Source organism: Pseudomonas multiresinivorans, assembly GCF_012971725.1.
Taxonomy (GTDB): Bacteria; Pseudomonadota; Gammaproteobacteria; order Pseudomonadales; family Pseudomonadaceae; genus Pseudomonas; species Pseudomonas multiresinivorans.
The window spans coordinates 5,686,554-5,709,354 of the sequence record NZ_CP048833.1 but is presented as its reverse complement, the minus strand read 5'-3'; the positions used below and the strand labels follow the sequence as shown (position 1 = coordinate 5,709,354).

Annotated in this window: 24 protein-coding genes; 15 read left to right on the top strand and 9 right to left on the bottom strand. The window is 64.3% G+C overall.

Annotated features, from left to right (window positions below; translation table 11 throughout):
* The first annotated feature begins 124 nt into the window (after positions 1–124).
* The gene (locus G4G71_RS26120; RefSeq protein ID WP_169941367.1) at positions 125–379 is read left to right on the top strand and encodes an FAD assembly factor SdhE; all 255 of its coding nucleotides are present in this window, start codon (positions 125–127) and stop codon (positions 377–379) included.
* Positions 363–815 carry a protein YgfX gene (locus G4G71_RS26115; protein ID WP_169941365.1) on the top strand — a complete coding sequence of 151 codons (453 nt, stop codon included), beginning with the start codon at positions 363–365 and terminating at the stop codon, positions 813–815. The genes G4G71_RS26120 and G4G71_RS26115 overlap by 17 nt, the downstream gene beginning before the upstream one ends.
* Here the strand turns inward: G4G71_RS26115 and nadB are convergent.
* Complete coding sequence (gene nadB, locus G4G71_RS26110) at positions 784–2,400, bottom strand: L-aspartate oxidase (RefSeq protein ID WP_169941363.1); 1,617 nt, start codon at positions 2,398–2,400, stop codon at positions 784–786. The genes G4G71_RS26115 and nadB overlap by 32 nt on opposite strands.
* Before the next feature lie 460 nt (positions 2,401–2,860).
* On the opposite strand from nadB, the gene rpoE reads away from it, so the two are divergent.
* From rpoE to pdxJ, 12 genes are all read left to right on the top strand, one after another.
* Positions 2,861–3,445 (top strand): RNA polymerase sigma factor RpoE/AlgU, encoded by a 585-nt coding sequence (gene rpoE / locus G4G71_RS26105; protein WP_024765535.1) that lies wholly within the window; start codon positions 2,861–2,863, stop codon positions 3,443–3,445.
* A 31-nt stretch (positions 3,446–3,476) separates the two neighbouring features.
* On the top strand, positions 3,477–4,061 hold the full coding sequence (locus G4G71_RS26100) for a sigma-E factor negative regulatory protein (protein ID WP_024765536.1): 585 nt from the start codon (positions 3,477–3,479) through the stop codon (positions 4,059–4,061).
* 21 nt (positions 4,062–4,082) lie between these two features.
* Positions 4,083–5,027 carry a MucB/RseB C-terminal domain-containing protein gene (locus G4G71_RS26095; RefSeq protein ID WP_169941361.1) on the top strand — a complete coding sequence of 315 codons (945 nt, stop codon included), beginning with the start codon at positions 4,083–4,085 and terminating at the stop codon, positions 5,025–5,027.
* The gene (locus G4G71_RS26090) at positions 5,024–5,479 is read left to right on the top strand and encodes a SoxR reducing system RseC family protein (protein WP_169941351.1); all 456 of its coding nucleotides are present in this window, start codon (positions 5,024–5,026) and stop codon (positions 5,477–5,479) included. The genes G4G71_RS26095 and G4G71_RS26090 overlap by 4 nt, the downstream gene beginning before the upstream one ends.
* Before the next feature lie 36 nt (positions 5,480–5,515).
* Positions 5,516–6,946: a DegQ family serine endoprotease gene (locus G4G71_RS26085; RefSeq protein ID WP_054908996.1), complete on the top strand. Its 1,431-nt coding sequence runs from the start codon at positions 5,516–5,518 to the stop codon at positions 6,944–6,946.
* A gap of 147 nt (positions 6,947–7,093) precedes the next feature.
* A complete protein-coding gene (lepA, locus tag G4G71_RS26080; protein WP_169941349.1) occupies positions 7,094–8,893 on the top strand; it encodes a translation elongation factor 4 in 1,800 nt (599 codons plus the stop codon).
* A gap of 5 nt (positions 8,894–8,898) precedes the next feature.
* The gene (gene lepB, locus G4G71_RS26075; protein WP_169941347.1) at positions 8,899–9,753 is read left to right on the top strand and encodes a signal peptidase I; all 855 of its coding nucleotides are present in this window, start codon (positions 8,899–8,901) and stop codon (positions 9,751–9,753) included.
* 142 nt (positions 9,754–9,895) lie between these two features.
* Positions 9,896–10,273, top strand: coding sequence for a DUF4845 domain-containing protein (locus G4G71_RS26070; protein WP_169941345.1), 378 nt, complete (start codon positions 9,896–9,898; stop codon positions 10,271–10,273).
* On the top strand, positions 10,270–10,962 hold the full coding sequence (gene rnc, locus G4G71_RS26065; RefSeq protein WP_169941343.1) for a ribonuclease III: 693 nt from the start codon (positions 10,270–10,272) through the stop codon (positions 10,960–10,962). The genes G4G71_RS26070 and rnc overlap by 4 nt, the downstream gene beginning before the upstream one ends.
* On the top strand, positions 10,955–11,896 hold the full coding sequence (gene era, locus G4G71_RS26060; protein WP_169941341.1) for a GTPase Era: 942 nt from the start codon (positions 10,955–10,957) through the stop codon (positions 11,894–11,896). The genes rnc and era overlap by 8 nt, the downstream gene beginning before the upstream one ends.
* Positions 11,897–11,984: 88 nt before the next feature.
* Complete coding sequence (gene recO / locus G4G71_RS26055) at positions 11,985–12,689, top strand: DNA repair protein RecO (RefSeq protein ID WP_169941339.1); 705 nt, start codon at positions 11,985–11,987, stop codon at positions 12,687–12,689.
* A complete protein-coding gene (pdxJ, locus tag G4G71_RS26050; protein WP_169941337.1) occupies positions 12,682–13,425 on the top strand; it encodes a pyridoxine 5'-phosphate synthase in 744 nt (247 codons plus the stop codon). The genes recO and pdxJ overlap by 8 nt, the downstream gene beginning before the upstream one ends.
* A 99-nt stretch (positions 13,426–13,524) precedes the next feature.
* Here pdxJ and cmoB read toward each other — a convergent pair whose 3' ends face one another.
* The 8 genes from cmoB to G4G71_RS26010 form a co-directional block, all read right to left on the bottom strand.
* Entirely contained in the window at positions 13,525–14,493 is a 969-nt protein-coding gene (gene cmoB, locus G4G71_RS26045; protein ID WP_169941335.1) for a tRNA 5-methoxyuridine(34)/uridine 5-oxyacetic acid(34) synthase CmoB, read from the bottom strand.
* Entirely contained in the window at positions 14,490–15,230 is a 741-nt protein-coding gene (gene cmoA, locus G4G71_RS26040) for a carboxy-S-adenosyl-L-methionine synthase CmoA (protein WP_169941333.1), read from the bottom strand. The genes cmoB and cmoA overlap by 4 nt, the downstream gene beginning before the upstream one ends.
* A 114-nt stretch (positions 15,231–15,344) precedes the next feature.
* Positions 15,345–15,917: a hypothetical protein gene (locus tag G4G71_RS26035; RefSeq protein ID WP_169941331.1), complete on the bottom strand. Its 573-nt coding sequence runs from the start codon at positions 15,915–15,917 to the stop codon at positions 15,345–15,347.
* An 87-nt stretch (positions 15,918–16,004) separates the two neighbouring features.
* Complete coding sequence (locus G4G71_RS26030) at positions 16,005–16,751, bottom strand: substrate-binding periplasmic protein (RefSeq protein WP_169941329.1); 747 nt, start codon at positions 16,749–16,751, stop codon at positions 16,005–16,007.
* A 1-nt stretch (position 16,752) separates the two neighbouring features.
* Entirely contained in the window at positions 16,753–17,427 is a 675-nt protein-coding gene (locus G4G71_RS26025; RefSeq protein ID WP_169941328.1) for a lysoplasmalogenase, read from the bottom strand.
* A gap of 107 nt (positions 17,428–17,534) precedes the next feature.
* Positions 17,535–17,930: a protease inhibitor I42 family protein gene (locus G4G71_RS26020; RefSeq protein ID WP_169941326.1), complete on the bottom strand. Its 396-nt coding sequence runs from the start codon at positions 17,928–17,930 to the stop codon at positions 17,535–17,537.
* Between the two features lie 595 nt (positions 17,931–18,525).
* Positions 18,526–20,925: an endopeptidase La gene (gene lon, locus G4G71_RS26015; protein ID WP_169941324.1), complete on the bottom strand. Its 2,400-nt coding sequence runs from the start codon at positions 20,923–20,925 to the stop codon at positions 18,526–18,528.
* Positions 20,926–21,044: 119 nt separating this feature from the next.
* On the bottom strand, positions 21,045–21,851 hold the full coding sequence (locus G4G71_RS26010; protein ID WP_169941322.1) for an AraC family transcriptional regulator: 807 nt from the start codon (positions 21,849–21,851) through the stop codon (positions 21,045–21,047).
* 84 nt (positions 21,852–21,935) lie between these two features.
* On the opposite strand from G4G71_RS26010, the gene G4G71_RS26005 reads away from it, so the two are divergent.
* Entirely contained in the window at positions 21,936–22,799 is an 864-nt protein-coding gene (locus tag G4G71_RS26005) for an ATP-binding protein (RefSeq protein WP_169941320.1), read from the top strand.
* Positions 22,800–22,801 lie beyond the last annotated feature (2 nt).

The window sequence follows — 22,801 nt, the reverse complement described above, 5'->3', positions numbered from 1 at the left end:
GCCCTGCCTTGTCAGCGGGTGCCGGGGGAGTCGAGCATGCGTATAATGCCGCTCGGCTCGCGCCGTCCGTCGACTTCGCGAGTGACAACACGTATTCGCCCGCTGTTAATCGAGGTGCCCGCAGATGACCGACGAAACCGAACTCAAACGCCTTTTCTGGCACAGCCGCCGCGGCATGCTGGAACTGGACGTCCTGCTGGTGCCCTTTGTCCAGGAAGTCTATCCGGGCCTGCCCGCCGATGATCAGGCGCGCTTCCGCAAGCTGCTGGAGTGCGAGGACCAGGACATGTTCGGCTGGTTCATGCAGCGTGGCGAGCCGGACGACGGCGACCTGCGCATCATCGTTCGCATGATCCTGGACCGTGTCCAGCCGAAGTGACCCCTTCGAGTGCCGCTGGCAACCGTCCATCGGTTTGCTGGCGGCCTATCTCGCCGCGCAGTTCGGTGCCGTCCTGGCGCTGCTGCTCGCGGACATTCCCCTGCACTGGACAACGCTCGGCCTGAGTCTCTGCCTGCTGCATGCCTGCTGGGTTGTGCCGCGGCAGATTCTATTGCGCGCGCCGGATTCGGTGCGTGCGCTGCGCCACAACGCCGAGGGCTGGCAGCTGTGGAGCGAGCGGGAAGGCTTCCAACCGGTGCAGTTGATGCCGGACAGCCTGGCGCTGCCCAGGTTGATCGTCCTGCGTTTCCGCCGCCCCGGCGACTGGCTGGCGCGCAGCGTCTGCGTCCCCGCCGATGCCCTGGCGCCGGAGTTGCACCGGCGTCTGCGGGTGCGGCTGCGCTTCAGCCGCAGTAGGTGGGTGGCGCCAGAATAGTGTCGCGGGCCTCGGGCAGCAGGTCCGGATAGTCCAGCGTGTAGTGCAGGCCACGGCTCTCGCGGCGCTGCATGGCGGAGTTGATGATCAGCTCCGCCACCTGAGCCAGGTTGCGCAGTTCGATCAGGTCACGGCTGACCTTGTAGTTCGAGTAGAACTCGTCGATCTCGTCCAGCAGCAGGCGCACGCGGTGCTGGGCGCGGGCCAGGCGCTTGTTGGTGCGCACGATGCCCACGTAGTCCCACATGAAGCGCCGCAGCTCGTCCCAGTTGTGCGCGATGATCACGTCTTCATCCGAGTCGGTAACCTGGCTGGCGTCCCAGCAGGGCAGCGCGACCAGGGCCTGTTCCTTGGGCAGTTTGGCGAGGATGTCGGCGGCGGCGGAGCGGGCATAGACGAAGCACTCCAGCAGCGAGTTGCTGGCCATGCGGTTGGCACCGTGTAGGCCGGTGAAGGTGGTTTCGCCGATGGCATAGAGGTTCGGCACATCGGTATGGCCGTGTTCGTCCACCAGCACGCCACCGCAGGTGTAGTGCGCCGCCGGCACGACCGGGATGGGCTCGCGGGTGATGTCGATGCCGAAGTCCAGGCAGCGTTCATAGACGGTGGGGAAGTGCTCGCGAATGAACTCGGCCGGCTTGTGGCTGATGTCCAGGTAGACGTAGTCGATACCCAGGCGCTTCATCTCGTGGTCGATGGCGCGGGCCACTACGTCGCGCGGGGCAAGTTCGCCCAGGGCGTGGAAGCGCGGCATGAAGCGCTCGCCATTGGGCAGGCGCAGCAGGGCGCCTTCACCGCGCAGTGCCTCGGTGATCAGGAAACTCTTGGCCTGGGGGTGGTACAGGCAGGTCGGGTGGAACTGGTTGAACTCCAGGTTGCCGACCCGGCAGCCGGCGCGCCAGGCCATGGCGATGCCATCGCCGGAGTTGCCGTCCGGGTTGCTGGTATAGAGGTAGACCTTGCTGGCGCCGCCGGAGGCGAGCACGGTGAAGCGTGCGCTGAAGGTGTCGACTTCGCCGGTGGCGCGATCCAGCACGTAGGCGCCCAGGCAGCGCTGGCCGTTCATCCCCAGTTTTCGCTCGGTGATCAGGTCGACGGCAACCCGCTGCGATAGCAGTTCGATATTCGGCCGCTGGCGTGCCTGCTCCAGCAGCGTATTGAAGATCGCGGCGCCGGTGGCGTCGGCGGCGTGGATGATGCGGCGGTGGCTGTGGCCGCCCTCGCGGGTCAGGTGAAACTCGAAACCGCCGTCCTCGCGCCCCGGCTCATGGTCGCGGGTGAAGGGTACGCCCTGCTCGATCAGCCACTGGATGGCTTCGCGGCTATGCTCGACGGTGAATTTCACCGCGTCCTCGCGGCACAGGCCCGCGCCAGCGACCAGGGTGTCCTCGACGTGGGACTCCACGGTATCGGTGTCATCCAGCACGGCGGCGACGCCGCCCTGGGCCCAGAAGGTGGAACCCTGGGAAAGCTCGCCCTTGCTCAGCACGGCAATCTTCAGGTGCGACGGCAGCGTCAAAGCCAGCGTCAGGCCGGCGGCCCCGCTGCCGATCACTAGGACATCGTGCTGGAAATGCTGACTCATACCCGGCTCCACAAAATGGCGCCCTAGTATATAGAAGGGGGCCACGGCACAATACTGGCGAACCGATGACACCGAAGGTGCGTGCGGCGGGACGGCAGTCGCAGGGCGGGAGGCATTCTTCCCCGCTCAAGCCGGCCTGGCGGGCGTCCGGGTGGCGTCGAAATCATTGAAGGACCAAGGCAAATCCCCGGAACTTTTTCAGGCGTTCCGGTTCGAACGCGGAATACCCAATCAGCTTTGCGCGCAGATTGACATTGCGCGGAAGGGGAGCGGGTGTTCCGCCCGGTACAGTTGAATTTGACGGGCTTCGGACGCATGTCGGGGTCCGGTTGCCGCCAATGTGAAAAAACTGTGCGGCGTATGCTTGGAGGGGAGAACTTTTGCAAAAGACCCGAGTCTATCTTGGCAGGACGATTCACCAGGGTGCTCGAAGCTCCTCCAGGTTTTCAGAGGAGCATTCATGCTAACCCAGGAAACGGATCAGCAACTGGTTGAACGGGTACAGCGCGGAGATAAACGGGCATTCGACCTGCTGGTGCTGAAGTACCAGCACAAGATTCTGGGGCTGATCGTGCGATTCGTGCACGACGCCCAGGAAGCCCAGGACGTCGCACAGGAAGCGTTCATCAAGGCGTATCGCGCCTTGGGTAACTTCCGCGGTGACAGTGCCTTTTATACCTGGCTGTACCGTATCGCCATCAACACCGCGAAGAACCATCTGGTTGCGCGCGGTCGGCGGCCGCCGGACAGCGATGTCACGGCAGAGGATGCGGAGTTCTTCGACGGCGATCACGCCCTGAAGGACATCGAGTCGCCGGAAAGAGCCATGCTGCGGGATGAGATCGAGGAAACGGTCCATCGCACCATCCAGCAGTTGCCCGATGATTTGCGCACGGCATTGACCCTGCGTGAGTTCGAAGGTCTGAGTTACGAAGATATCGCCACCGTGATGCAGTGTCCGGTGGGAACCGTCCGCTCACGGATCTTCCGTGCGCGGGAAGCGATCGACAAAGCTTTGCAGCCTTTGTTGCATGATGAAGTCTGATACAGCGGCAGAAGCCAAGAGAGGTACCGCTATGAGTCGTGAAGCCCTGCAGGAGTCGCTGTCCGCTGTTATGGATAACGAAGCGGATGAGCTGGAGCTGCGGCGTGTGCTTGCAGCCTGCGGCGAGGACGCCGAATTGCGGGCCACCTGGTCCCGTTACCAACTGGCCCGTGCAGTGATGCACCGCGAGCCGGCCATGCCCAAGCTGGACATTGCGGCTGCCGTCTCCGCCGCGTTGGCCGACGAGGCCGTGCCGGCGCCGCGCAGTCGCAATCCCTGGCGCAACGTCGGCCGCCTGGCAGTCGCCGCCTCGGTGACCCTGGCTGTGCTGGCCGGTGTGCGCATGTACCACCAGGATGACAGTGTTGCCAACGGCCTTGCCCAGCAAGGCGCCACTCCGCAGATCGCCCTGCCGCAAGTGCAAGGCCCGGCGGTATTGGCAGGCTACACTCAGGACGAGGCGCCGCAGGTGATCACCAATGCCCAGGGCGGGCAGACCACCTGGCACGAGCAGCGTCTTCCGGGTTACCTGCGTCAGCACGCGCAGCAGTCCGCCGTCAGCGGCACCGACAGCGCCCTGCCTTACGCGCGCGCCGCGAGCCTGGAAAGCCGCTGATTTGCGACCTTAAGGAGCGACATGCGCGCTACGACAGCACTGTTGTTCTTCCTCGGCGGTCTGCTGGCATTGCCAGTTCAGGCCGCCGATGCGTTGGACTGGATCAAGCGCCTCTCCGAGGCTGATCAGCAACAGAACTTCCAGGGTACCTTCATCTACGAACGCAGCGGAGCTTTCACTACCCACGATGTCTGGCATCGGGTGGAGAGTGATGGCTCGGTTCGCGAGCATCTCGTCCAGGTCGATGGGCCACGCCAGGAAGTGGTGCGCGTCGATGGCGCAACCCAGTGTGTGGGTGGCGGCATGTCCGGACAGGTGTCGACTGGTGAGATGTGGCCGGCCCGAAAGCTCAATCCGACGGACCTGTCCGCCTACTATGATGTTCGCGTCGCCGGCGAGTCGCGCATCGCCGACCGTCCGGCGGTGGTGCTGGCGGTCATCCCGCGAGACCAGCACCGCTACGGGTTCGAGTTGCACCTGGACAAGCAAACCGGCCTGCCGCTCAAGTCCCTGCTGCTCAACGACAAGGGCCAGATCATCGAGCGCCTGCAGTTCACCCGTATCGACATGGAGGCGCCGGACGACGGAGCGCTCCAGCCGAGCGCGGCCTGCAAGCCGGTGAAGGAAACCAAGGTCGCCGAAGTGAAGACCAGCTGGCATTCCGAATGGGTGCCGCCAGGTTTCACCCTGAATAGCACGTTGCAGGAGCGCAGTCCGGTCTCCAATGACCAGGTGCTTTGCCTTGCCTACGGTGACGGCCTGGCGCGTTTCTCGGTATTCCTCGAGCCGCTGCACGGCGCCAAGGTCGACGATGCCCGAACCCAGTTGGGCCCGACGACAGTGGTATCGCGGCGGTTTGCCAGTGACGACGGCGGCACCATGGTGACCGTAGTCGGTGAAATCCCCAGTGGCACGGCCGAGCGCGTGGCGTTGTCCATGCGCCCAGCAGGAGCCCAGCCACAGTGATCCAGGAGCGGGGGAGGGTGATTGCGGTCGAGTCTGGCGCTGTCCAGGTCGAAACGCTGCGCTACTCCACCTGCTCAGGATGCTCGGCCAGTGCCGGTTGCGGCCACGGCCTTCTGCGGCAGTTGGGTGTTGTGCGCGGGCGCGGCGGAATGCGCGTCCTGTCTTCATTGGCGCTGGCGCCCGGCGACGAAGTCGTGCTGGGTGTGGATGAAGACCTGCTGCTCAAGAGTGCCCTGCTTTTCTATCTCTCTCCTCTGATCGGGCTGTTCACGCTGGCGCTACTGGCGGCGGGCCTCGATCTGGGGGAACCTCTCATCATCGTGGCTGGGCTGGCGGGTTTCCTGCTGGCCTGGCTGCTGGTGCGTCACTACACGCGACGCCATACGGATGATCCGGCGATGCAACCGGTTGTGCTGCGTGCGCTGGTCGGTGGGCCGCCCGGCCCTGTTTAGTGATCTTCCCAATCAACATCACGGGAGCTGTAGTCAATGCAAACCCTGAAACGCAGCATGGCTGCGCTGGTCGCCCTGCTGGCCCTGAGCCTGTCGGTCACCGCGCGGGCTGAACTACCGGACTTTACGCCGCTGGTCGAGAAAGCCTCGCCGGCGGTGGTCAACATCAGTACCACCCAGAAGCTCCCCGATCGCTCCAACGCGCAGATGGGCATTCCGGACCTCGACGGCCTGCCGCCGGGCCTGCGTGAATTCTTTGAGCGCAGCATTCCTCGTGGCCAGGGCGGTCAGGGGCAGGCTCCCCGTGGCCAGCAGCGCGAAGCCCAGTCCCTGGGGTCGGGATTCATCATTTCCGATGATGGCTACATCCTGACCAACAACCATGTGGTCGCCGACGCCGACGAGATCCTCGTGCGCCTGTCCGACCGCAGCGAGCACAAGGCCAAGCTGGTCGGTGCCGACCCGCGCAGCGACGTGGCCGTGCTGAAGATCGACGCCAAGGGCCTGCCGACGCTCAAGCTGGGCGATTCCGACAAGCTGAAGGTCGGTGAGTGGGTGCTGGCCATCGGTTCGCCGTTCGGCTTCGACCACTCGGTGACTGCCGGTATCGTCAGCGCCAAGGGCCGCAGCCTGCCGAACGAGAACTACGTACCGTTCATCCAGACCGACGTGGCGATCAACCCGGGTAACTCGGGTGGCCCGCTGCTGAACCTGCAGGGTGAAGTGGTCGGTATCAACTCGCAGATCTTCACCCGTTCCGGCGGCTTCATGGGGCTTTCGTTCGCGATCCCTATCGATGTGGCGCTGAACGTCGCCGATCAGCTCAAGGCTGGCGGCAAGGTCAATCGCGGCTGGCTGGGCGTGGTGATCCAGGAAGTGAACAAGGATCTGGCCGAGTCCTTCGGTCTCGACAAGCCGGCCGGTGCTCTGGTCGCGCAGCTGGTGGAAGACGGCCCGGCAGCCAAGGGCGGCCTGCAGGTGGGTGATGTGATCCTCAGCCTCAACGGCCAGACCATCAACGAATCCGCCGACCTGCCGCACCTGGTGGGCAACATGAAACCGGGTGACAAGGCGTCCCTGGAAGTCATTCGTGATAACAAGCGCCAGACCCTGAGCATGACCATCGGCAGCCTGCCGGACGACGACGATGCCGTTGCCGCCGTCGAAGGCAAGGGCGCCGAGCGCAGCAGCAACCGCATGGGCGTGACCGTGGCGGAGCTGACTGCCGAGCAGCGCAAATCCCTGGATATCAAGGGCGGCGTGGTCATCAAGGAAGTGCAGGGCGGTCCGGCGGCCATGATCGGCCTGCGTCCGGGCGACGTCATCACTCACCTGAACAACCGTGCCGTGGATTCCTCGAAAACCTTCAGCGAGATCGCCAAGGCGCTGCCGAAGGATCGTTCGATTTCCATGCGTGTACTGCGTCAGGGACGTGCGAGCTTCATCACGTTCAAACTGACCGAGTAAGGTCGGCGCACCAGAAAAGGGCGACTTCGGTCGCCCTTTTTCATGCCTGACCGTCCGGCGCGGCGTGACGCATCAGGCTGTAGTCAGGTAAACTCCCCCGCTATTTTTCGGCGGACCGCCGCCTTCAGCCTTCCGAGTGTGTTCGCCGTGAGTGACCTGAGTCATATCCGCAATTTCTCCATCATCGCCCACATCGACCATGGCAAGTCGACGCTGGCAGACCGCTTCATCCAGATGTGCGGCGGCCTGTCCGATCGCGAGATGGAGGCCCAGGTGCTGGACTCCATGGACCTGGAGCGTGAGCGCGGCATCACCATCAAGGCGCACAGCGTCACCCTCCACTACAAGGCGAAGGACGGCAAGACCTACCAGCTGAACTTCATCGATACCCCCGGCCACGTTGACTTCACTTACGAAGTCAGCCGTTCGCTGGCCGCCTGCGAAGGCGCGTTGCTGGTGGTGGACGCTGGCCAGGGCGTGGAGGCACAGTCCGTCGCCAACTGCTACACCGCCATCGAGCAGGGCCTGGAAGTCATGCCCGTGCTGAACAAGATGGACCTGCCGCAGGCCGATCCTGACCGCGTGAAGGATGAGATCGAAAGCATCATCGGCATCGATGCCACCGACGCCGTGGCCTGCTCGGCCAAGAGCGGCATGGGTGTCGACGAGGTGCTGGAGCGTCTGGTCGCGACCATTCCGCCCCCTGAAGGCAACATCGACGCGCCGTTGCAGGCGCTGATCATCGACTCCTGGTTCGACAACTACCTGGGCGTGGTCTCGCTGGTGCGCGTGAAGCACGGCCGCGTCAAGAAAGGCGACAAGATCCTGGTGAAGTCCACCGGCAAGATCCACCAGGTGGACAGCGTCGGCGTCTTCAGCCCGAAGCACACCGAGACCCCGGACCTCAAGGCCGGCGAAGTGGGCTTCATCATCGCCGGCATCAAGGACATTCTCGGTGCTCCGGTGGGCGATACGCTGACCCTGAACAACACCCCCGATGTGGACGTGCTGCCAGGCTTCAAACGCATCAAGCCGCAGGTCTACGCCGGCCTGTTCCCGGTCAGCTCCGATGACTTCGAGGACTTCCGCGAGGCGCTGCAGAAGCTGACCCTGAACGACGCCGCGCTGCAGTACGAGCCGGAAAGCTCCGAGGCCCTGGGCTTTGGCTTCCGCATCGGCTTCCTCGGCATGCTGCACATGGAGATCATTCAGGAGCGCCTGGAGCGCGAATACGACCTGGACCTGATCACCACCGCGCCGACCGTGATCTTCGAGATCGTGCAGAAGAACGGCGAGATCCTCTACGTTGACAACCCGTCCAAGCTGCCCGACCTCTCGTCCATCGACGAAATGCGCGAGCCGATCTGCCGCGCGACCATCCTTGTGCCTCAGGAGCACCTGGGCAACGTCATTACCCTGTGCATCGAGAAACGCGGTGTCCAGCGCGACATGCACTTCCTCAGCGGCCAGGTCCAGGTGATCTACGATCTGCCGATGAACGAAGTGGTGCTGGACTTCTTCGACCGCCTGAAGTCCACCAGCCGCGGCTATGCTTCGCTGGATTACAGCTTCGACCGCTTCGAGCCGGCCAACCTGGTTCGTCTCGATGTACTGATCAACGGTGAGAAGGTCGACGCGCTCGCCCTGATCGTCCACCGCGACAACGCCCCGTACAAGGGCCGTCAGTTGGTGGAGAAGATGAAGGAATTGATTCCGCGGCAGATGTTCGATGTCGCGATTCAGGCCGCCATCGGCGGGCAGATCATCGCCCGCTCGACGGTCAAGGCGCTCAGGAAAAACGTGCTGGCCAAATGCTACGGTGGTGACGTGAGCCGTAAGCGCAAGCTGCTGGAGAAGCAGAAGGCCGGTAAGAAAAGGATGAAGCAGGTCGGTAGCGTGGAGATTCCGCAGGAAGCCTTCCTCGCTGTGCTCAAAGTGGACAGTTGAACCCTATGACCCTGAATTTCCCGCTGTTGCTGGTGATTGCCGTTGCGGTATGCGGCGTTCTCGCCCTGGTGGACCTGGTGCTTTTCGCACCACGTCGCCGGGCGGCCATTTCCGCCTATGAAGGTTCCGTCAGCGAAGCCGATCCGGAAGTGCTGGAGAAGCTGAACAAGGAACCGGTGCTGGTTGAATACGGCAAGTCGTTCTTCCCGGTGCTGTTCATCGTGCTGGTGCTGCGTTCGTTCCTGGTCGAGCCTTTCCAGATCCCGTCGGGTTCGATGAAGCCGACCCTGGAAGTGGGCGATTTCATCCTGGTGAACAAGTTCGCCTATGGCATTCGCCTGCCGGTGCTGGACACCAAGGTGATCCCGGTGGGTGACCCGCAGCGCGGCGATGTCATGGTGTTCCGCTACCCCAGCGATCCGAACATCAACTACATCAAGCGTGTCATCGGCGTACCGGGTGACACCATCCGCTACACCAGCGACAAGCGCCTTTACATCAACGACAAGGCCGTGGCCGAGTCGCTGGTGGGTGATGAGCCGGGCACCCTGGGCAGCGTGACCCTGTACCAGGAGAAGCTGGGCGCCGTGGAGCACATGATCCGCAAGGAAATGACCCGTTTCCGCATCGAGCCGGGCAAGCAGTGGAAAGTACCGGCCGACCATTACTTCATGATGGGCGACAACCGCGACAACTCCAACGACAGCCGTTACTGGAACGATCCGAAGATTCCGAAGGACCTGCTGGGCATGGTTCCGGATCGCAATATCGTCGGCAAGGCGTTCGCGGTCTGGATGAGCTGGCCGGATCCGAAGATGCGCAATCTGCCGAATTTCTCGCGAGTCGGTGTGATTCACTAAGCTTGTGAGACGCTCCGGGCCGGCAAGGCTGGAACGATGCTAAATAAAGGCGGGGCTGCACGCGGGGAGCGAGGCAGCCCCGCTTCACTTGGACCCGCCGCGGTTGGCGGGCATATAAGAAAGATACCGACATGAGGTCGATATGACGTACGCACGTTCGCAGAAGGGGATGTCGTTGCTGGGTTGGCTGGTGGTGCTCGCCATTGTGGCGTTCCTGGCCAGTGCCGCGTTCAAGGTCATCCCGCACTACATGGACTACTACGCCATCGAGAAGGCCATCACCTCGGTGGAGACCGACAAGGCTGCGGAAGTGCGCACTGTCCCGGAGTTCTACGCTTATGTGAGCAAGGCGCTGATGCTCAACAACATCCGCGATCTCAAGCTGGAAGATGCGCTGGACGTCCAACTCGACAACAACGAGTTCCGCGCCCACCTGAAATACGAAAAACGCGAGCCACTGGTGCAGAACATCGACCTGGTGGTCAAATTTGACAAAGAATTCCGTGTACGAATGCCGTGAGCAACAACAGCCTGGATCGACTCGAGCGCAAGCTTGGCTATACCTTCCGCGACCAGGACCTGATGGTCCTGGCGCTGACCCATCGCAGTTTCGCCGGGCGCAACAACGAGCGCCTGGAGTTCCTCGGTGACGCCATCCTCAACTTCGTCATTGGCGAAGCTCTGTTCACCCACTTCCCCCAGGCCCGTGAAGGCCAACTGTCGCGCCTGCGTGCGCGTCTGGTGAAGGGCGAGACCCTGGCCCTGCTGGCCCGCGGATTCGAAATCGGGGATTACCTGCGACTGGGCTCGGGCGAGCTGAAGAGCGGCGGTTATCGCCGCGAGTCGATCCTGGCTGACGCCATGGAAGCGCTGATCGGCGCCATCTATCTGGATACCGGCATGGATTCCGCTCGTGAGCGGATCATGGACTGGCTCGGCCCGCAGCTGCGCGAACTGACCCCGGTGGATACCAACAAGGACCCCAAGACCCGCCTGCAGGAATTTCTGCAGTCCCGCGGGTGCGACCTGCCGCGCTACGACGTGGTGGATATCCAGGGCGAACCGCACTGCCGCACCTTCTTCGTAGAGTGCGAGGTGGCCCTGCTGAATGACAAGACCCACGGGCACGGCGGCAGCCGCCGCATCGCCGAGCAGGTGGCCGCCGCCGCCGCACTGGCAGCCCTGGGCGTGGAGAATGGCCATGAGTGAGCACGAGCAAGACCAGCACGATCAATCCGAGCACGATGAAGCAGGAGTCGTTCGCTGCGGCTACGTGGCGATCGTCGGCCGCCCCAACGTCGGCAAGTCGACCCTGCTCAACCATATCCTCGGGCAGAAACTGGCAATCACCTCGCGCAAGCCGCAGACCACCCGTCACACCCTGCTGGGCATCAAGACCGAGGGTGATGTGCAGGCGGTGTATGTCGATACTCCCGGTCTGCACAAGGACAACGACAAGGCGCTCAACCGTTACATGAACCGTTCGGCCAGCGCCGCGTTGAAGGATGTCGACGTGGTGATCTTTGTCGTCGACCGCAACCGCTGGACCGACGAAGACCAGATGGTCTACGACAAGGTCAAGTACGTGAGCTGCCCGGTCCTGCTGGCGGTGAACAAGGTCGATCGCATGGAAGACAAGGGCGACCTGCTGCCGCACCTGCAGTGGCTGGCCGAGCAACTGCCCAGCGCCGAAGTCGTGCCGATTTCCGCCCAGCACGGGCAGAACCTCGACGTGCTCGAAAGCTTGGTGGCCGAGCGCCTGCCGGAGAATGACCACTTCTTCCCGGAAGACCAGATCACCGATCGCAGCAGCCGCTTCCTCGCTGCCGAACTGGTGCGCGAGAAGATCATGCGCCAGCTGGGCGCCGAGCTGCCGTACCAGGTGGCCGTGGAGATCGAAGAGTTCAAGCAGGACGGTCCTATCCTGCACATCCACGCGCTGATCCTGGTCGAGCGCGACGGCCAGAAGAAGATCATTATCGGCGACAAGGGCGATCGCATCAAAAGCATCGGCCAGAATGCCCGCAAGGACATGGAAGTGCTGTTCGACTCCAAGGTCATGCTCAACCTCTGGGTGAAAGTGAAGGGCGGCTGGTCCGACGACGAGCGCGCACTGCGCTCGCTGGGCTACGGCGACCTCTGACCTTCAGTGCCCCGCGAAAATTCGCGGAGCACACCCGTCGGGCGCCTGAGTGCGCCCACCTCCCGACTCCCACTCCAGGCGCAGTGCCATGAGCCTCGCTTCTACTGCCCAGGCCGCCTTCGTCCTGCACAGCCGTCCCTACAAGGAAACCAGCGCGCTGGTGGATTTCTTCACCCCGCAGGGGCGCCTGCGTGCTGTGCTGCGCGGCGCGCGGGGCAAGGCCGGTGCGCTGGCGCGGCCGTTCGTGCCGCTGGAGGTCGAGTTCCGCGGACGCAGCGAGCTGAAGAACGTCGTGCGCCTGGAGCCCAACGGCATCCCCAATCTGCTCAGTGGCGAAGCGCTGTTCAGTGGCCTGTACCTGAACGAGCTGATGATCCGCCTGCTCCCGGCGGAGGATCCGCATCCCGCATTGTTCGAGCACTACCACGCAACCCTGCCGCTGCTGGCCGCCGGCAATCCGCTGGAGCCGCTGCTGCGCTCCTTCGAATGGCGGCTGCTGGACGACCTGGGCTATGGTTTTTCCCTGGACACCGATATCGTCGGCCAGAGCGTCGCGCCAGACGGTCTCTATCGCCTGTTGCCCGACTCGGGCCTCGAGCCGGTCGGCAGCCTGCAACCGGGCCTGTTCCACGGCGCCGACCTGCTGGCCATGGCCGAAGCCGACTGGAGCACCCCCGGCGCCCTGGCGGCGGCCAAGCGCCTGATGCGCCAGGCCCTGGCACCCCATCTTGGCGGCCGACCGCTGGTCAGCCGCGAGCTCTTCATGAATCGCAAGGACAACTCCCGTGACTGAAGCCAACCGTATTCTGCTCGGCGTGAACATCGACCACGTCGCCACCCTGCGCCAGGCCCGCGGCACCCGTTATCCCGACCCGGTGAAAGCCGCGCTGGACGCCGAGGAAGCCGGCGCCGACGGCATCACCGTGCACCTGCGCGAAGACCGCCGGCATATCCAGGACCGCGACGTGCGCGTGCTCGCCGAAGTGCTGCAGACGCGCATGAACTTCGAGATGGGCGTCACCGAGGAGATGATGAAGTTCGCCGAGATCATTCGCCCGGCCCACGTCTGCCTGGTTCCGGAGACCCGCCAGGAACTGACCACCGAAGGTGGCCTGGACGTTGCCGGCCAGGAAGCGCGTATCCGCGAAGCGGTGCAGCGCCTGGCGGCCGCCGGTTGTGAAGTGTCGCTGTTCATCGACCCGGACCAGCGCCAGATCGAGGCCTCGGCACGTATCGGTGCGCCGGCTGTCGAGCTGCATACCGGTCGCTACGCCGACGCGCACAACCCCGCCGAAGCAGCCCATGAACTGGCGCGCATTCGCGATGGCGTGGAATTCGGCCTGTCCCATGGCCTGATCGTCAACGCCGGCCACGGCCTGCATTACCACAACGCCGAGCCGGTGGCGGCAATTGCCGGGATCAACGAGCTGAACATCGGCCACGCCATCGTCGCCCACGCGCTGTTCGTGGGCTTCAAGCAGGCAGTTGCCGAGATGAAGGCGCTGATCGTGGCGGCGGCTCACCGCTAATTGTTGTCCTTGGTTCGCGAGCAAGGGCGAGGCGCGCCTCGGCCCTGCAGGGAGCGCTGCTCTTCGTAGGAGCGAGCTTGCTCGCGAACCTGGCGATACCTAGGGCTTGCGTGCCACCAGCGTGGCGCGCAGCGGCGCCGGCAGGCCTTCGATGGTGCGGCCATGGTCTTCCGGATCGAGGAAGTCCGGCAGCGACTGATAGCGCATCCACTCGGTGGCGCGTTGTTCTTCCACCGAGGTGCGGCTGATGTCCACGCTGCGCACGTCGGTAAAGCCTGCGCGGCGCAGCCACAGCTCCAGCGCCGGCACCGATGGCAGGAACCATACGTTGCGCATCTGCGCGTAGCGGTCCTCGGGCACCAGCACGGTGTTCACGTTGCCTTCCACCACCAGGGTCTCCAGCACCAGTTCGCCCCCCTTGCGCAGGCAATCCTTGAGCGCGAGCAGGTGGTCGACAGGCGAGCGGCGGTGGTAGAGCACGCCCATGGAGAACACGGTATCGAAGCCTTCCAGCTTCTCGGGCAAGTCTTCCAGGGCGAAGGGCAGGTGCCAGGCCGGCAGGTCCGGCAGGTAGCGCTTCATGGCGAGGAATTGGCAGAAGAACAGCCAGTTCGGGTCGACACCCACCACGCTGCGCGCGCCGGCGCCGAGCATGCGCCATTGGTAGTAACCGTTGCCGCAGCCGACATCCAGCACGCGCTTGCCGGTCAGGTCGAGGTGCGGCGAGACGCGCTGCCATTTCCAGTCCGAGCGCCATTCGGTGTCGATGTGCACGCCGAACAGGTTGAACGGTCCCTTGCGCCATGGGATCAGCCCTTGCAGGGCCAGTTTGAGCTGCTCGCGGGTGGCCTCGTCGCAGGCGCCTTCCAGATTGAAGCGCTCGCGCAGTTCGATGGCGGCAGGCTGCAGTTCGGGCAGACGATCCACCGCCGTCAGCCAGCGTTCCAGGTCGCCATGGCCGTCGTCGACCTTGGCGGCCAATTGCGCGGGCAGCGTGGCGGCCCAGGATTCCAGCGGTGTGCCGGCCAGTTCAAGGCCGAGGCGGTCGAGGTCGAAGCGTTCGATCATGGCAGGGCAATCAGAGAAGCGAAGTTGAGGCATTGGAACCAGGGCACGACCTTGGAGAAACCGGCGGCCAGCAGGCGCTCGCGATGGGTTTGCAGGGTATCGGGGCGCATGACGTTCTCGATGGCGGTGCGTTTCTGGGCGATTTCCAGTTCGCTGTAGCCATTGGCGCGCTTGAAGTCGATGTGCAGGTCGGTGAGCAGGTCGTGCTCCTGCTCGTCGGCGAAGCGCAGTTTTTCCGAGAGGATCAGCGCGCCGCCGGGGAGCAGCGCGCTATGCAGCCGGGTGAGCAGTTCCAGGCGTTGTTCGGGGGCGATGAACTGCAGGGTGAAGTTCAGCGCGATCAGCGAGCAGGGCTTGAGGTCCAGGGTGAGGATGTCTGCCTCGATCAGTTCGACCGGCAGCAGCTCCTGGTGCATGGCGTCCTGGGCGCGCAGGTATTCGCCGCAGCGCTCGATCATCGGCGCGGAATTGTCGACGCCGATGACGCGGCAGCCGTCGGTCTTCACGTGGCGGCGCAGCGCCTGGGTCACGGCACCCAGCGAGCAGCCGAGGTCGTAGAGCACGCTGTTCGGGGTGGCGAAGCGCGCGCCGAGCACGCCGATGTTCTCGACGATGGTGGGGTAGCCCGGCACCGATCGCTTGATCATGTCCGGGAAGACGCGCACCACGTCCTCGTTGAAGGTGAAATCGGGAACCTGGGTTTGCGGCTGGGCGAAGATGCGGTCGGATTCGCTCACGCTGGATGGGGCCTCGTTACGCTGAAACAGGCAACGGGGCGCGGCGCGCCCGGATTGCCGGGACGCGCATTGTAGCCGAGGCGCGAAGTGCGCCCAAGCGTCAGCCGATAAGGGTCACTTGAGCTGGTCGGAGAAGTATTCGCCAGCACCCTGCAGCGGGCCGAGCGGGTTCTTCTTGTCTTCCATGCGGCGGATGTTCGGCTCGCCGTTGCTGGTCTTGTGCACCACCACATCGTCGATCAGCACGAACACTGGGCGGAACGACCAGCCCTGCACCTGGCGGCGCTTGCGGAAGTTGAAGATATCGGCCCAGAAGCTGCCTACGCGCTGGCTGTCGGTCTTGTTGAAGTCGAAGGCGTAGCCCACGCAGCGGTCCTTGGCCTGCAGGCAGGTGACCAGGCCGTCGGGCAGGTAGTCGATGGGGATGTTGGGCTGCACGAAGAGCAGGCGCACGTCGATGAACGAGAGCATCTTGGCGTTACCCTGGGACAGCGGATCGAAGCCCAGCGCGTAGAGCTGCGACTTCGTTGTCTTGCCGGGATCGACCTGGTTGAAGCGGCTCTGTGCATCCTGGTAATCCAGGAATGGTGATTGCACTTCCGCGCGTTCGCTGGGCAGCAGGCTGCCACAGGCCGAGAGAGTCAGGCAGGCTCCCAGCAACAACATCGAGCGAACTACTGCACGCATGGAGCTCCCCTTTTTCCCAGTCTCTTATGATTGATCTATAGCCGATGACAGAGGGCTCTGCCGGACTTTTCTCATGCCTTTGTGGGACTAGTCAACGGCGATGCCGTAACCCTGCATCAGGGGTTTCCACTGGTCAGTGCGACGCAGTTCACGCAGGCCTTCGTCGAGGTCGGCCAGGCGCTCCTGCACGCCATCCAGGCGAGGATTCAAGGCGACGTACATGGGACGTTTATCGGCGAGCTCGCCAGCTGCTTGAATGCTCTCCGACAGGCCGTGGCGATGCAGGTAATGCTCGACGATCTGACTGTCCTCGAGCAGCACCGTGATGCGCCCCAGCAGCAGCTTCTGGATATTGCGTTCGAGGACTTTCTCGCCGCTGAGCACCTGCACCTGCTCGTGGTTGGACAGGTGTTCGTCGCGCCAGGCGTCCAGTTCCTTGCCGTAGGAATAGCCTTGCGCCAGCCCGATGGACTGGCTGCTCAGCGAGGTCGGACCTTGCCAGGTCCAGGGGTTGTCGTTGCGTACGTAGAAACGCATGGTCACCCAGCCGATGGGCTCCTCGCCGATCAGCAGCTCCTCGGACTCTTCGCTGTAGGCGCCGACTACGCCATCCACCAGCCCTTCGCGGGCCATCTGCAGGGCGCGCGGCCAGGGAAGGGGTTCGAACAGCGGTGGCTGCGGCAGCACCTGGCCGAGGGCTTCGAGCAGGTAGCCGGGCTTGTCCGGATCGCCAGGGCAGAGGTAGGGGCACCAGTCGTCGCCGGCCAGGCGCAAGGGTTCGGCGCTGGCCAGCGCCGAACAGAGAAGCAGCAGCGGTGAAGCGATTCGCAGCATGTCACGCCCGGGAAGTTGTTTGTCCTTCCGAGTATGGCAGAGCGATATGACGGGATGTGACCGACGCGGCGATGCCGAGCTGGCCGAGCCAGTAGGTGAGCATGATGGCGTAGGAGGAGCCGTCGAAGGCGGCGACGAAGCGGCTGATGCCGATCATCGAGTCGGAGCTGACGAACAGCAGCGCGCCCAGGGCGGCGAACACCCGGCTGGCACTGGCAATCGACGGCACACCGAGACGAGCGATGGCGCGCCAGAGCATGGCACTGATGGTCAGGCTGTACAGCGCGATCGGCAACAGCAGTGGGCCGAGGCCGCGGCTGTAGAGCAGGGCGAACAGGGCGCCGCCCACGCCGCCTGCGATCAGCAGGCCGAGCGGGGCAAGGCGGCGGGTGTCGCCCAGGTAGGCGACCAGGTAGGCGAGATGCGCAAGCAGGAAGGCGGCCAGGCCAGGAACGAAGGCGTTGATCGGCCATTCCAGCAGGATGTCGCCGAGCATCGACAGCACCAGGCCGACGGCAACCCAGCGGCGATAGCCGTCTGCAGGCGTGCCGAGAATCCAGAAGAGCATGGCGAGGACCGGCAGCGGCTTGCACAGCATGCGCAGGGCGGGCAGGTCGAAGGTCACGGCGACCAGGTAGGCGGCACCGCCGATCAGTGCCAAGAGTGCCCAGCGCATGGGGTTCCCTCCCGAGGAAATGAGCGCCCACTGTGCCGCAGCGCGGCGCCTGGCCTACAGGCCGAAGGCGTCAGCGCGAGCGGCTTATGGCGCCGGGTATCGCCGCGTTACTTCACGGCGATGGGGCAGACGAAGGTCTGTGCGGGAGCCACTTCGGCTTCCCAGGGCCGGCGGTAGGCCAGTTCCAGCTTGTCCTCGCCGGCGGCGGTCACGCGGAAGCGCCAGGTGGATTCGCCGGCGCTGCCGACCAGGCCTGCGTCTTCCGGGTTGCTGTAAACCTCCGGGCCGAGCGGGCGCAGCAGGCCGTTGGCGGCGTTGCGCAGTTCCCAGCGGAAGCCGGTGGTGGGATTGCTGGGCAGGATCAGCACGAGTTCCTGGCCGGTGTGCAGTTTCAGTGGCTTGCAGTCGCTGGCGTCTTCCAGGGTGACCACGGGTTTGGTCTGTCCGGCGCAGCCGGCGAGCAGGACCAGGGAGAGGGGCAGCAATGTGCGGTACGACGGCATGACGGCTCCTGGGAGGGGACAGGTTGGGCGGCAGGATAACGCAATCGGGCTTGAAGCGGACTTTGTCCGCTTTGTGCGTGTTTTGGGTTGGGAGTTTCTGCGCCGCTTTTGCGTGTGTTGAGAGATTTTATTTCGCCCCCTCGGGCGAGTTACTTCTTCCAAACGCCGAAGAAGTAACCAAGAAGGCTTGCCCCTCCATCCGGTTTTTCGCTTAGGCGAAAAATACCCTCGTTGAAGCGGAGTTTCAGGGGCACGCCACGACGGGCCATCCCTGGCCCATCGTGGCTCTCGCGACATCCATGTCGCTCAACCCCTGAAACTCCGCTTCAACGAGGCCTCCTGAAAGGGGCAGTTCGGAGTGCTCGGGCGTTTCTCTGGAAGTCTCTTACTAGCCAAAGCCAAAGCCAAAGCCAAAGCCAAAGCCAAAGCCAAAGCCAAAGCTAAAGCCGAGGCAGAGGAGGTAAGGCTTTTCGTAGGAGCGAGCTTGCTCGCGAACCTGGCCTCGCAGCGGAGCGTGTTCGCGAGCAAGCTCGCTCCTACAGGTCGAATCCGCTGCAGGAGCGTGGCATGCCCGCGATCAGTTGGGCGCAGTAAGTCAGCCGGGGAACAAAACCTTCGCCACGTCCCCGTAGCGCTTGGCGAAATGCACCGTCAGCCCTTCCTTCAGATACTCCGGCAGCTCCTCGAAGTCCCCGCGGTTGGGTTCGGGCAGGATCAGTTCGAAGATCTTCTGTCGGCGCGCCGCGATGACTTTCTCGCGGACGCCGCCAATCGGCAGCACCTGCCCGGTGAGGGTCAGCTCGCCGGTCATGGCCACGCCCTTCTTCGGCGCCTGGTTGCGCGCCAGGGACAGCAGGGCGCTGGCCATGGTCACGCCGGCGCTGGGGCCGTCCTTGGGCGTGGCGCCCTCGGGCACGTGCACGTGGATGAACGCCTGGTCGAAGAAGGTCGACTCGCCGCCGTACTTCTTCAGGTTCGAGCTGATGTAGCTGTAGGCGATTTCCGCCGATTCCTTCATCACGTCACCCAGTTGCCCGGTGAGCTTGAAGCCGCGGTTCAGCGTATGGATGCGCGTCGCCTCGATGGGCAGGGTCGCGCCGCCCATGCTGGTCCAGGCCAGGCCGGTGATCACGCCAACGCCGGAGAGGACCTGTTCGGTACGGAACACCGGGGTGCCCAGGTACTCCTCCAGGTCCTTGGCGCCGATCTTCACCACCGAGTCCGGGTCCTCCAGCAGCTTCATCACCGACTTGCGCACCAGCTTGCCGAGTACCTTCTCCAGCTGGCGCACGCCGGCCTCGCGGGCGTAGCCCTCGATCACCGAGCGCAGGGCGGCGTCGTTGATCGACAGGCGATTCTTCGGCACGCCGGCCTTTTCCAGCTGCTTGGGCCACAGGTGACGCTTGGCGATAGCCAGCTTCTCCTCGGCGATGTAGCCGGACAGGCGAATGACTTCCATGCGGTCCAGCAGCGGGCCGGGGATGGAGTCCAGGGTGTTGGCGGTGCAGACGAACAGCACCTTGGACAGGTCCAGGCGCAGGTCCAGGTAGTGGTCGAGGAACTCCACGTTCTGCTCCGGATCGAGCGTCTCCAGCAGCGCCGAGGCGGGGTCGCCCTGGTAGCTGCTGCCGAGCTTGTCGATCTCGTCGAGCATGATCACCGGGTTCATCACCTCGACGTCCTTGAGCGCCTGCACCAGCTTGCCGGGCAGGGCGCCGATGTAGGTGCGGCGGTGGCCCTTGATCTCAGCCTCGTCGCGCATGCCGCCGACGCTGAAGCGGTAGAACGGCCGCCCCAGGCTCTCGGCGATGGATTTGCCGATGCTGGTCTTGCCGACGCCGGGCGGGCCCACCAGCAACACGATGGAGCCGGCGATCTCGCCCTTGAAGGTGCCTACCGCGAGGAATTCGAGGATACGGTCCTTCACGTCCTCCAGCCCCGAGTGGTGCCGGTCGAGGACCTTGCGCGCGTGCTTGAGGTCGAGCTTGTCGACGCCCATCAGTCCCCACGGCACGGAGGTCGCCCAGTCTAGGTAGTTGCGTGTGACAGCATATTCCGGCGAGCCGGTCTCCAGGATCGACAGCTTGTTCAGCTCTTCGTCGATGCGCTTCTTCGCCTGGTCGGGCAGGGTCTTGCCTTCGAGGCGTGCGCGGAATTCATCGGAGTCGGCGCTCTTGTCGTCCTTGGTGATGCCCAGTTCCTGCTGGATGATCTTCAGCTGTTCCTGCAGGAAGAACTCGCGCTGGCGCTCACCGATCTTGCGGTTGACCTCGGCGGACAGCTCCTTCTGCAGGCGCGCGACTTCCACTTCCTTGCGCAGCAGCGGCAGCACCTTCTCCATGCGCTTGAGCATCGGCACGGTGTCCAGCACGCCTTGCAGCTCCGACCCCGGCGCGGTGGTCAGCGCGGCGGCGAAGTCGGTCAGCGGCGACGGGTCGTTGGGGTTGAAGCGGTTGAGGTAGTTCTTCAGCTCTTCGCTGTACAGCGGGTTGAGCGGCAGCAGTTCCTTGATCGCGTTGATCAGGGCCATGCCGTAGGCCTTCACCTCGTCACTGGGATCGCTGGGGGTGTGCGGATATTCCACCTCCACCAGGAAAGGCGGGCGATGACGCTTGATCCAGCCGCGAATGCGCACGCGTGACAGGCCCTGGGCGACGAACTGCAGCTTGCCGCCCTCGCGGCTGGCGTGGTGCACGCGCACCAGGGTGCCGTGCTCGGGCAGGCTGTCCGGGTCGAAGTGGCGCGGATCTTCCGGCGGGTTCTCCATGAAGAACAGCGCCAGGCTGTGGTGCTCGGTCTTGGCAACCAGCTCCAGCGTCTCCGCCCACGGCTCCTCGTTGACGATCACCGGCAGCACCTGCGCCGGGAAGAACGGGCGGTTGTGGATCGGGATGACGTACACCGTGGTCGGCAGGTTCTGCCCCGGCAACACCAGCCCGGTGTTGCTGACCTCTTCGGCGCTGTGGATATCGTGAATCTCGTCGTGGTCGCTCATGAGGCACCTGACTGATTGAACATGACAGTCTAGATGGGGAAACCGGCGCGGGGTTTCAATCCCATGCTGCTGCAGGATATGTCTGAAGGATGTTGCGGCCGATTGTGTCCGACTTGAGCTTACGAACGGATTAGCGGGCGCGGGCGCAGGAAATCGCTGGGCGGCCGGCCGAACTGGCGGCTGAACATGGCGCTGAAGGCGCTGGGTGTGCTGTAGCCCACTTCCAGCGCCACGTTCAGCACGCTTTCGCCCAGGGCCAGACGTTCCAGTGCGGCGAGCAGGCGCGCCTGTTGGCGCCATTGGCCGAAGGTCAGCCCGGTTTCGCGGGAGAACCAGCGCTGTACCGTCTTGCTGTCCACGTTCAGTTTCGCCGCCCACTCGGCCAGGCCGGCGTTTTCTCCGGGCTGGCGCTGGATGGTGCGGCACAGCTCACGCAGGCGCGGGTGCGCCGGCAGGGGCAGGTGCAGCGGCAGCATGGGGTCTTCGCGCAGTTCATCCAGCATCAGGCCGAGGACGCGACCTTCGCGGGAATCCGGCGTTACTTCGCCGCTGATCGACAGCGCCGCCAGGATCAGCTCGCGCAGCAACGGCGAGACCGCCAGCACGCAGCAGTCCGGCGGCAGGTGCGGGGCGCTGCCCGGCTCCACATAGAGCGTGCGTACCTGCACGTCGCCGACCATGCGCGTCCAGTGCTCCACGCCGGCGGGTATCCACAGGCCACGGTTGTCCGGCACCACCCACTGGCCGCTGGCACTACCCACTACCAGCACGCCGCGCACGGCGTAGAGCAGCTGCGCGCGGTGATGGCTGTGCGCGGGCACCTGGTGACCATCGGGGAAATCCAGGGCGACAGCGGCTACCGGACTGGCGGCCCGTTCGTCGCCGTGGTTTTCCACTGGTTGAGGCGAAATGTCCTTTTTGCGCATCTGGATGCCTGTTTGTCGTTAGACGACCACTTTCCTCCATCGTTAGGCTGCTGAACAGTCCCCATCTGCTTCGATGATCCCGCCATGACCGACATGTCCGTAATCGCCGAGCAACTGGCTCGTATCGCCAGTCTGCTCGAACAATCCCTGCCGGCGCGCGCCGAGCTGGCGCTGGAAGAGGGCGCTATCGCCCATCTCTGGGAGTACCGCCAGGGCCAGCCGCGCCTGACGCCGGTGATCGAGCCGGCGCTGATCGCCTTTGACGACCTTCGCAATGTCGACCGGCAGAAGGCGCTGATCGAACAGAACACCCGCCAGTTCGTCTCCGGTCGGCCGGCCAACAATGTGCTGCTGACCGGCGCGCGCGGCACCGGCAAGAGTTCGCTGGTGAAGGCCTGCCTGCACGCCTTTCATGCCGAAGGCCTGCGCCTGATCGAGGTGGACAAGGAACACCTGGCCGACCTGCCGCAGATCATCGACCTGCTGCGCCATCGCCAGGAGCGCTTCATCCTGTTCTGCGACGACCTCTCCTTCGAGGATGGCGAAACCGGCTACAAGGGCCTGAAGACCGTGCTCGACGGGTCGGTGGCCGGGCAGTCCGGCAACGTACTGATCTACGCGACCTCCAACCGCCGCCACCTGCTGGCCGAGCGTGCCGAGGACAATCTGTCCTTCCAGCGCAGCGAGAGCGGCGAGCTGCACCCGGGCGAGGCGGTGGAGGAGAAAATCTCGCTCTCCGAGCGTTTCGGCCTGTGGATATCTTTCTATGCCTTCAGCCAGGATCAGTACCTGGAAGCGGTCGCGCGCTGGCTGGAATACCACGGCCTGGGCGGCGTTGCGCTGGAGGAGTGGGAACAGGCGGCGACCCGCTGGGCGACCCATCGCGGGTCGCGATCCGGGCGGATCGCCGCGCAGTTCGCCCGGGATTTCGCCGGGCGTCGGCTTTAGCC